Source organism: Asticcacaulis sp. (genome assembly GCF_020217185.1).
Taxonomy (GTDB): domain Bacteria; phylum Pseudomonadota; class Alphaproteobacteria; order Caulobacterales; family Caulobacteraceae; genus Asticcacaulis.
Window position 1 is genome coordinate 1 of the sequence record NZ_JAIWNX010000171.1, and the last position, 10000, is coordinate 10000.

The 10000-nt window shown below is 60.4% G+C and carries 10 protein-coding genes and 1 pseudogene; 5 read left to right on the top strand and 6 right to left on the bottom strand.

Annotation, left to right across the window (positions count from 1 at the left end):
- The coding region (pyrE, locus tag LDL37_RS08430) for an orotate phosphoribosyltransferase (RefSeq protein WP_290796705.1) at positions 1–470 on the bottom strand (470 nt) is incomplete at its 3' end.
- 144 nt (positions 471–614) lie between these two features.
- On the opposite strand from pyrE, the gene LDL37_RS08435 reads away from it, so the two are divergent.
- The gene (locus tag LDL37_RS08435) at positions 615–854 is read left to right on the top strand and encodes an AbrB/MazE/SpoVT family DNA-binding domain-containing protein (protein WP_290796708.1); all 240 of its coding nucleotides are present in this window, start codon (positions 615–617) and stop codon (positions 852–854) included.
- Positions 851–1252, top strand: coding sequence for a type II toxin-antitoxin system VapC family toxin (locus LDL37_RS08440; RefSeq protein ID WP_290796711.1), 402 nt, complete (start codon positions 851–853; stop codon positions 1250–1252). Before LDL37_RS08435 ends, LDL37_RS08440 begins: the two co-directional genes overlap by 4 nt.
- A gap of 7 nt (positions 1253–1259) precedes the next feature.
- Here LDL37_RS08440 and LDL37_RS08445 read toward each other — a convergent pair whose 3' ends face one another.
- Both LDL37_RS08445 and rpoZ read right to left on the bottom strand, forming a co-directional pair.
- Positions 1260–3476, bottom strand: a complete 2217-nt coding sequence (locus tag LDL37_RS08445; protein ID WP_290796725.1) for a bifunctional (p)ppGpp synthetase/guanosine-3',5'-bis(diphosphate) 3'-pyrophosphohydrolase — start codon at positions 3474–3476, stop codon at positions 1260–1262.
- 563 nt (positions 3477–4039) lie between these two features.
- The gene (rpoZ, locus tag LDL37_RS08450) at positions 4040–4399 is read right to left on the bottom strand and encodes a DNA-directed RNA polymerase subunit omega (RefSeq protein ID WP_013480428.1); all 360 of its coding nucleotides are present in this window, start codon (positions 4397–4399) and stop codon (positions 4040–4042) included.
- A 195-nt stretch (positions 4400–4594) separates the two neighbouring features.
- On the opposite strand from rpoZ, the gene LDL37_RS08455 reads away from it, so the two are divergent.
- Positions 4595–5545, top strand: coding sequence for a DMT family transporter (locus LDL37_RS08455; protein ID WP_290796714.1), 951 nt, complete (start codon positions 4595–4597; stop codon positions 5543–5545).
- Positions 5546–5652: 107 nt separating this feature from the next.
- On the opposite strand, the gene folK is transcribed toward LDL37_RS08455, so the two are convergent.
- Positions 5653–6213: a 2-amino-4-hydroxy-6-hydroxymethyldihydropteridine diphosphokinase gene (gene folK / locus LDL37_RS08460; protein WP_290796716.1), complete on the bottom strand. Its 561-nt coding sequence runs from the start codon at positions 6211–6213 to the stop codon at positions 5653–5655.
- Positions 6214–6249: 36 nt separating this feature from the next.
- Between folK and LDL37_RS08465 the strand changes: the two genes are divergently transcribed.
- On the top strand, positions 6250–6819 hold the full coding sequence (locus LDL37_RS08465; protein WP_290796719.1) for an NYN domain-containing protein: 570 nt from the start codon (positions 6250–6252) through the stop codon (positions 6817–6819).
- A gap of 36 nt (positions 6820–6855) precedes the next feature.
- Here the strand turns inward: LDL37_RS08465 and smpB are convergent, their stop codons facing one another.
- Positions 6856–7332: an SsrA-binding protein SmpB gene (gene smpB, locus LDL37_RS08470; protein ID WP_013480432.1), complete on the bottom strand. Its 477-nt coding sequence runs from the start codon at positions 7330–7332 to the stop codon at positions 6856–6858.
- A 1-nt stretch (position 7333) separates the two neighbouring features.
- Positions 7334–8227 (bottom strand): 4-hydroxy-tetrahydrodipicolinate synthase, encoded by an 894-nt coding sequence (gene dapA / locus LDL37_RS08475; protein ID WP_290796722.1) that lies wholly within the window; start codon positions 8225–8227, stop codon positions 7334–7336.
- A 382-nt stretch (positions 8228–8609) separates the two neighbouring features.
- Here dapA and LDL37_RS08480 point away from each other — a divergent pair.
- Positions 8610–10000 (top strand): annotated as a pseudogene (locus LDL37_RS08480) (lytic transglycosylase domain-containing protein); the annotation flags it as partial.

Here is a 10000-nt window from a genome sequence, read left to right on the forward strand (position 1 = left end):
ACACCGACATCGGCCTTGCCCCCCGACCGGTCAACGATACAGGCCGCCGCGACGACTTCGCCGCCCAGCGCCTGAATGGCCGCGATACATTCGCGCGACGACAGGCCGGTGGTGACGATGTCTTCGACCATGACCACTTTCGCGCCGGGCTCGATGTGGAAGCCGCGGCGCAGCTTGAACTCACCTTCGACGCGCTCAACATACATGGACGGGACCTTCAGGTGACGCGCCGTCTCATAGCCGGGAATGATGCCGCCCACGGCCGGCGAAATCGCCACATCGACGCTGCCGGCCTGCGCCACGATCTTTTCGGCCAGCGCCTTGCACAGGCGCTCGCAGCGGTCGGCATTCATAAAGACGAGGTTTTTTTGCAGGAACAGCGGCGAATGCAGCCCGCTCGACAACACGAAATGCCCCTGTCTCAGAGCATTGGCGTCACGGAATTCATTGATCACGTCTTCAGAGGTCATGGGAGGGTCCCGGCAGTATGTGTTTTGCCGCTACATAGGCCAAATCGTCGTCCGACCCAATAAGTATTTCAGGCGCATCCCGACACATTCGTGATTTGCTTACCTCGCATCCTTACACTAAAGTAAGGCACTGGAGGCCGGAAAATGAGTACCGCAACCCTCACCACCAAAGGTCAGATCACTATTCCCGCTGAGGTGCGCAAGGCCATGTCGGTCAGTCAGGGCGACCGGGTGGAATTCGTCGAGGTCGAACCTGGCAAGTTTTTGCTGTTTGCCGCCACACGCTCGATGACAGAACTCAAGGGCCGCTTTGGCAAGCCGGACCGCCCCGTCAGTGTCGAAGAGATGAATGAGGCCATCGGGCAGGCTGCGTCCGGCGAATGATCGGGCTCGATACCAACGTCATCGTTCGTTACATTATGCAGGACGATCTGGCCCAGGCCGCTTTGGCTTCGGCTCTGATCGAAGGCCTGTCGGACGATCAGCCGGGTTTTGTATCGGTGGTGACCTGTGTCGAAACCGTATGGGTATTGACGCGCAGTTATAAACTCACCCGCGACGCCATCATTGAAACGCTTGAGATTTTACTGGGGGCCTATCAGCTCCGCTTTGAGCACAAGCCCGACCTCTATCGGGCGTTGGGCGATTGCAAAGCCGGCAAGGCGGACTTTGCTGACGCCCTGATCCACCGGCTAAACCTGAGCGCCGGATGCGAAAAGACCCTGACCTTTGACGTGGCGGCGGCTGATCACTCGGGCATGACCCTCATCACGCCGGAATAAACCCGGCTCAGCCCCTGATCCGCTCGACCCCTTCGACCGAGGGATTGGTGCGGATCGCCGCCGTAATATTGGTCAGGTGGCGGGCATCCAGCACCTCGACCTCGAATTCGGCATCGAGAAAATCAACTTGCTGATTGGACAGGCGGATATTGACGATATTGCCTTTCGCCTCACCGATCAGGGTACAGACCTGCCCCAGAACACCCGGCTTGTTGCGCATATTGGCGCGGATACGGGCGGGCGAGACAGTGTTCTTTTCGGCGTTGAGCGTCCATTGCAGGTCGATCCACACCTCTTTTTGCCCCTCATAGGTTTCCAGTTGCTCGCATTCGATGGAATGGACGTGCACCTCCGCCCCTTCGACAATGCCGACGATGCGGTCGCCCGGCACCGGGGTGCAGCAGCGCGAAAAGACGATCTTCTGTTGCGGCCGCAGGGCATGGCCGCGCACAAAGGCGGTGGCGTCTTCGCCATCCTTGATGCGGCTGAAGGAATCGGTGGTCAGGGTGGCGGGCAGTTTCAGGCCGGGGAACAGGGCCTCCAGCACCTTGGCCGGCGCGATCTTGCCGCGGCCACACAGCTCAAACAGTTCGTCCTCGCTCTGCACCTGAAAGCGTTCAAAGGCCGGACGCCAGGACATGTCGGTGAGGGTCTTTTCGACCTGCGCCGCCCCGCGTTCCAGCGCTGAGCGCCCCAGACGGATGAAGTCGTCGCGCTGGGTCTGACGGATGCTGCGGCGGATGGCGGCGCGCGCCCGACCGGTAATGGTCAGGGACTGCCAGTCCGGGTTCACGCGCGCTTCGACGCCGGTGATGATTTCGACCTGATCGCCGTTCTGCAAGGGCGTGCGCAGCGGCTTGTGCTCGCCATTGATGACGGCGCCGATGGCCTTGTCGCCCACCTCGGTATGCACCGCATAGGCGAAGTCGAGGGGCATGGCCCCGCGCGGCAGGGAGATCAGGCGGCCCTTGGGCGAGAAACAGAAGACCTGATCGAGGAACATTTCCAGCTTGGCGTGTTCGACCCATTCATCGGAATCTCCACCATTTTCGGCGATCTGCACGATGGCGCGCAGATTGGCGATGGGGTTGCGTTCCGCCCATTGCGTCGCCGCCGCCTCATCGAAGCCATAGGACTGGTTCTTATAGCCCCAGTGCGCCGCCAGCCCCTCTTCGGCCACGCGGTCCATCACCTCGGTGCGGATCTGCATTTCGATGCGCGCGCCCTTATGGCCGATGACGGTGGTGTGCAGGGACTGATAGTTGTTGGATTTCGGCGTCGAGATAAAGTCCTTGAAGCGGTCCTGTACGCATGGCCACTTGCGGTGCAGCACGCCCAGCGACAAGTAGCAGTCGTCCGGGCTATCGACGATGACGCGAAACGCCACAATATCCGACAGTTGTGAGAAGCCGATCGACTTGCGTTGCAGCTTGCGCCAGATCGAATAGGGCGATTTCTCCCGCCCCGACACCCGCGCCCGGATACCGGCGACCGACAGCGTGTCCTGAATGTCGCGGGCAATATCGGCGACCGCCGCGCCCTTCTGATCGCGCAGATCGGCCAGTCTTTGCAGGATCGCCGCCCGCCCGCGCGGATTGATAAAGGTGAAGGCTAGGTCTTCCAGCTCAGTGGCGAAGCGGTTGCAACCGATCTGCCGGGCCAGCGGCGCATAAACCTCCAGCGTCTCGCGCGAAATGCGCTCACGCTTGTGCTCCGGCACGTATTGCAGGGTGCGCATATTGTGCAGACGGTCGGCCAGCTTGACCAGCAGAACGCGCACGTCCTTGGAAATGGCCAGAATGAATTTGCGCAGGTTTTCCGACTGCTTGGTATATTCGGACTTCAGCTCCAGCCGCGTCAGCTTGGTGACGCCTTCGACCAGTTGCGCGATCTCTTCGCCAAACAGCGACGCGATTTCCTCGCGCGTGGCAGGCGTGTCTTCGATGGTGTCGTGCAGCAGCGCCGTAACAATGGCCGCCGAGTCCAGCTTGTAGTCGGTGAGAATCCCCGCCACCTCGATCGGATGGGCGAAATAGGGGTCGCCGGACGCGCGCAACTGCGCGCCGTGCATACGCATGGCATAGACATAGGCGCGGTTGAGCAGCGCCTCATCGACGGTCGGGTCATAGGCGGCGACGCGGTCGATCAACTCCATCTGACGCAGGAAACGGCGCTTCGGAGCGGGGGTAGGCGCAGGCTTGGGAGCCTGCGCCTTCTCCGTCATTGACGGCATTTCAGGGGGTGTCTGGATCGGAGGCGCTTCCGCCGGCGGATCGAGCGGTGGGGTTTCCACCGGATCGAGCGGCGGTGTTTCGGGCGGGGGTATGACATCCCCCTCCTTTGGCTCACCGGGCGGCACTTCCTGAGGCTTTTCTTCCGGGAAACCGGGCGGCACGGCAGGCGGTTCGTTTTCAGACGAAACCCGTGCCGTGATTACCGATTGCCCTTCAGTTGCCATGTCCAGAACCGTACTCTTCTCATACATGCAGGCTCCTTAGATAAGAGCCCCGCCACGCGAGTCAAAGAGTAACCCCGCAAACCTTTAATCGCCAATAAAAAAGCAGGGTTTATACCAGGAGGTATTGAAGACGACTCTGGTATTCGTTTCGCGAATGTCTTATGCCTTTGATACATATGAGATATTCGCGAGTTTTTTAAACGACCGGATGCGTCAGCATCTTCGGGCGTTGGTGTTATGCGCAAAGTTATGGGCAAGGGGGCGCACAGATAAAAACGCCGGACTGAGCGACAGTCCGGCGTTTTCAAAATGCGTTGAATAGCAGAGGCTTAGTAGCGTTCTTCCTGACCGCCGTCGCGATCGGACTGAAGCGCGCGGATCAGCTCGCTTTCCGACATCTGCTGGTGCTGCGGATCGGCCAGCAGGGCCAGGGTTTCGGCCTCTTCCTCGGCCTCGGTGCGCTCATCGACTCGTTGCAGCGAGGCGATCAGGCTCTCGGTCAGGCTTTCCGGCGGCAGCTTGTCCTCGGCGATCTCACGCAGGGCCACGACCGGGTTCTTGTCGTTGTCGCGGTCGAGCAGGATCGAAGCACCCGAAGAGATGGCGCGGGCGCGATGCGCCGCCAGCAGCACCAGATTGAAACGGTTATCGACCTTCTCGACGCAATCTTCGACGGTGACGCGAGCCATGCAGAACCCTTTGCAAATAATGACAAAAACGCCGCCGCCAAGACGCACTTCGCCTTGACCGACAGCGTGAGCCGTGTTCGTTCGCCCTGTCTTTAGCCAGTGTCGCTGCAAAACACAAGAATTACTTGTCATTTGCGTTCAAGCCGCCGTGCAGCGGTTGCACCGCCTGCCCGCCTCGCCTAAGAGACGCGCATCATGTCCGCTGCGTCCTCCCCTGTTGCGTCCCCGTCCGCCCTGTCGCGCTGGAGCGGCTATGCTTTGGCTCTGGCCGGAGCGTTCCTGTTCGCCACCAAGGGCATCTTTATCAAGCTGGCCTATGCCTATCAGGTCGATGCCTCGACTCTGCTGACCCTTCGGCTTCTCATCGCCACGCCGTTCTTTATAGCCGTCGGCCTGATCACCCGCTATCGCCAGCGCAAGGCCGCGCCCCTGTCGGGCAGCCTGTACCTCAAGGCGCTGGCGGTTGGCGCACTGGGCTACTGGTTCGCCAGCTATACCGATTTCGAAGGGCTGGTGCACCTGTCGCCGCAGTTTGAACGCCTGATCCTGTTCACCTACCCCCTGTTCGTCATCCTTCTGGGGGCGTGGCTGTTTCGTCAGCCACTGAAGATACTGGCCCTGCCCGCCTTTGGAATTGCCTATGCCGGTCTGGCCCTCGTCTTCTGGTCAGAAGCGGGCAGCGGCGGGCCGGACGTTGCCATCGGTGCTGGCTGGGTCATGGCCTCCTCAGTCGCCTTCGCCCTCTATCTGCTGCTGGCCAAGCCTTTGATCGCGCAGATGGGCGCCGCCCTGTTTACCTCGGTCGGCATGGTGGGGGCGGCCATCGCCACCTTCATCCATTTCGGCCTGACGCATCAGGCCAGCGCCATCCCGGCTGATCCGGGACTGTGGGCACTGGCGCTCGGTCTGGCTATTGGCGCGACCGTCCTGCCCGGCTATCTGGTCAGCTTCGCTCTGGCGCGCATCAGTTCTCAGGCCAATGCCGTCATCGGCTTCATCAATCCCATCTTCACCATGGGACTGAGCGTTCTGATCCTGAAAGAAAACCTCTCGCTGATCGACCTGATCGGCACCGCGCTGGTGCTGGGTGGTGTCGGGCTCTACACCTGGCTGGAACAGCGCCCTCAGCGGTCTAGATCATTATGATTTCTGGTAGAAACATAATGATCTAGATTTTTGTTTAGTCCCTCGCCGGGTGCGGGCATCGCCACCTTGGCCGCCGCCTCAATGGCGGCTTGTGCGGAATGATTCCACTAGAAATCATTCCGCTCTAATAAGGCGGACGTATCCTCCGCCGGATAGGCGTCCGTCCCCACAGTCACCCGCGCGTACAATGCCCGCGCGCTCAACCCCAACACCGGATGCCGCCAGTCCGGCGCAATCTCGGCCAGCGGCCCCATAACAAAGCCCCGCTCATGGGCGCGCGGGTGCGGCAGGACCAGGTCGCCTTGTCGCACAACATCGCCATAGACAATCAGGTCGAGATCGAGCACGCGCGGCAGATTGCTTTTTTCGCCCCTCACGCGACCGGTTTCGGCTTCCAGCGCGTGTAAGTACCTGAGTAAATCGTCCGGTTTCAAAGTGGTGCAAACCGCCATGACAGCGTTGTGGTACGGCGGATGGTCCGGGTCCGGCCAGGCCTGCGAACGCCACAGGGATGAAATCTGCGTAACCTTTATGTCATCAAGGCACAAGCGCTTGACAACCCTCGCCAAGGCCTGCAAAGGATTTAGATACTCGTGAGGCAAATTCGCGCCATAGGCAATGTAAATGTCAGGCCCATTCGCCGATAACGCCGATACTGTTTTAGACATTTTTTTCTTCGATTTTTTTAAACGAAAGACATTTAAATGAGTTTTTATCCAACCGACAAGATTGCTCTCTTTATTGACGGTGCCAACCTCTACTCGGCAGCCAAGGCCCTTAACTTCGATATTGATTACCGCAAGCTTCTCGATGAGTTTCGTAAACGCGGCGTTCTGTTGCGGGCCTACTATTACACGGCGTTGGTCGAGGGTGACGACTATTCGCCCATCCGCCCGCTGGTAGACTGGCTGGACTATAACGGTTTTGCCCTGATTACCAAGACCGCCAAAGAATATACCGATGCGCAGGGGCGCAAGCGGTGGCGCGGCGATATGGATATCGAAATCGCCTGCGACATGATGGAAATTGCAGACCACGCCGACCATCTGGTGCTGTTCTCCGGCGATGGCGACTTCCGCCGCCTGATCGAAGCCGTACAGCGCAAGGGCTGTCGCGTTACGGTCGTTTCGACCGTCAAGTCGCAACCGCCGATGACCTCCGATGAACTGCGCCGTCAGGCCGACACCTTTGTCGATCTGGCCGATCTGGCCAGCGTCGTAGGCCGCCCCCGTCAGCAGCAGGCCAATACGCGCCACGACGAGTTCGAAGACTAAAAGAAGAAGGCCCCACCACCCGGCGGGGCCTTTTGTTTATCCGTGGTCTTTCAACAGACGGGCCTTTTCGCGGCCCCAGTCGCGCTTCGCTTCGGTCTCGCGCTTGTCGTGCAGCTTCTTGCCCTTGGCGAGAGCAATCTCGACCTTCACCCTGCCCTTGTCGTTGAAATAGAGCTTGGTCGGCACGATGGTCATGCCTTCGCGCTGCACGGCGATCATGAAGCGCGCGATCTCACGCCGGTGCATCAGCAGCTTGCGATGGCGGCGCGGCTCATGGTTGAAGCGGTTGGCAAAACCATAGTGAGGAATATCGGCATTGATCAGCACCAGCTCATCGCCATTTTCGATCGACACATAGGATTCGGCGATATTGGCGCGGCCCTGACGCAGCGATTTGACCTCGGTGCCGGTCAGGACGATGCCTGCCTCGGTATTGTTTTCGAGGAAATAGTCGAAGCGCGCCCGCCGGTTATCGGCGATGACCTTATAGTTGGATTGCTCTTTTTCGGCCAAGTCAGAGCCCCGCGGCTTTCATGGCCTCATCAACCAGCGGCCGCACGGCGTCGGCGCAGGGCACGATGGGCAGGCGTACCTCGTCAGTCGTCTGACCCAGACGGCTCAGGGCGTATTTGGTGGGGGACGGAGACGCATCGGCAAACAGCACCTTGTGCAGCTTGATCAGCTTGTCCTGCCAGGTCCGGGCGGTGGCGAAATCACCTGCCTTCGCGGCATTATAGAGTGCCACCATCTCCGCCGGTGCGACATTGGAGGTCACCGAAATCACGCCGTGACCGCCGTGCGCCATATAGCCCAGAAGCGTCGGATCATCGCCGGAGATGAACGAAAAGCCCGGTTCGATAGCAATCCGCAACTGGCTCATGCGCACCAGATCACCGGTGGCATCCTTGATGCCAACGATGTTGGGCAGCTTTGACAGGCGCACAATGGTGTCATTAGTGATGTCGATCACCGTGCGGCCGGGCACGTTGTACAGCATCACCGGTATCTCAACCGAATCGTTCAGTGCCTTGAAATGCTGATACAAACCTTCCTGAGACGGCTTGTTGTAATAGGGCACAACGACCAGCACGGCATCGGCGCCGACCGTCTTGGCATGACGCGCCAGTTCCAGCGCCTCGGCGGTGTTGTTCGACCCGGCCCCGGCGATGACCTTGACCCGCCCGGCGGCGACTTCGACGCACAGGCGCACGATTTCCTTGTGCTCCTCCATTGACAGGGTAGAGGTTTCGCCCGTCGTACCGACGGGCACCAGACCGTGCACACCCGCCTTGATCTGCGTCTCCACCAGTTGTTTGAACGCCGCATAGTCCACCTCACCGTTTTTGAACGGTGTCACCAGCGCGGTAATTACGCCGGAAAACAGGGGCAGGGCATCAAGGTTCGACATGGAGGTCATCATCCGGATTAAGCGCAATCCGACAAAGTGGGCAGCACTTTTCGGAACAATTGCGCGATCAAACAAAATCTTAGAGCGGAATGACGATTCATTAAAAGTCATTCCGCTCTAAGACAGATCGAAATGTGGGGATGAGCCTTAAAACCACAATGGATTTGCTGCAACGACTTTGTAAAAAGAAAACGTCGGAATAAGGCGCGACTTGCGTCGAACCTAAATATCCGCACCATTACGCCGTTACGTTTGCTCTGACGGTTTTTGTGATCGAAGCGTGACCACCGCACTGCGGAAATCACGGTACAAAACCCGGACACACAATTGTGCCGTCATGTACGACCATTATGACCTGCCCCCTACGCTTGAGGAATTTGTGATGACCAAGGCTTTCCGGACATTCAACGCGCGCTCGGTGACGTCGTGGTGCCGCTGGATGGGCGGCGCGGCCCTGATTGCGCTGACGGCGGGCATGGCCCTGTCACCCGTTCTGGCGCAGGACACGACTTCGGCACCGCGTCCCTATCAGGCGGGGCTTATCACCGAAGCCGACCGCGCCACGCTGAAACAGGCGCTGGAGGCGGCGCGCAGCAAGAATTTCGCTCTGGCTGAGTCGCTGCGCGGCAGCTTAAGCGATCCGGTGGCGCGCAAGATCGTGCAGTGGGCCATCATCAACACGGACGGCGACATCTATGGGTTTGCCGCGCTCGATGGCGCGCGCCGCGATCTGTGGGGCTGGCCGCGCGAGCAGAAGCGCCAACTGGCCGCCGAAAAGCAGATCGGGAACGGAAGTTTGACGCCGCAGCAGACCATCGAGTGGTTCAAAGGCGCGCCGCCCTTGTCGGTCGATGGGGCTATGGCCCTGATCAGCGCCTATGAGCGCGTAGGTCAGACGGCCGAAGCCTCGGCGCTGGCGCGCTCGTGGTGGCGCGATCAGGCCTTTGACGCGACCGATCAGTCGCGCTTTCAGGCCAGCTTTGGCCGCTATCTGACGAACGAGGACCACAAGGCGCGCCTCACTACCCTGCTGCTGGGCACGCAAGGGCCCGCCACCAATGCCATGCTGCCGCTGGTCGATGAAACCAGCCGCAAGGTGGCCACCGCAGCTATGGCCCTGCGCTCCGGCTCGGCGGCGGGTGTCACCCTGTACGAGCAGGCGCTGGCCGTCAGCCCGCGCAACCCGGTTCTGGCCTATGAGCGCCTGCGTTCGCTGCGCCGCGCCAAGCTAGAGACGCTGGGCTTTGGCCTGCTGGCCGACCTGCCGCCCGCCCCGGCCTCTGACGCCGCCATGAGCAATCTGTGGGTCGAGCGCCTGTCCTATTTCCGCGCCGCTTTGAAGGCGCGTAACTATCAGGCCGCCTATGAGGCGATGAACGGCGGCGGCTTCCCCAACGGCGAAAAGAAGGCCGAGGGTGAGTTCTTCGCCGGATGGACCGCCCTGATCCGCCTCAATCGCCCCGATCTGGCCCTGCCCCACTTCGAAAAGGTCCGCGAAGCCGGCACCTCGCCCATTACCCGCAGCCGCGCCCACTATTGGCTGGGCCGCGCCTATGAGGCCCGCAGGCAGGCCGGTGACGCCGAAAAGGCGCACGCCCATTTCGTCGAAGGCGGTCAGTTCATCTACGCCTTTTACGGACAACTGGCCGCCGAAAAGGCCGGTGTGAAGGCCATAACCCTGGGCAAGGACCCCGTGCCGACCGCCGCCGACCGGGCGCGTTTTGAGAACCGTGACATGGTCAAGGCGGCAAAGATTCTGGGGCAAACGGGCGA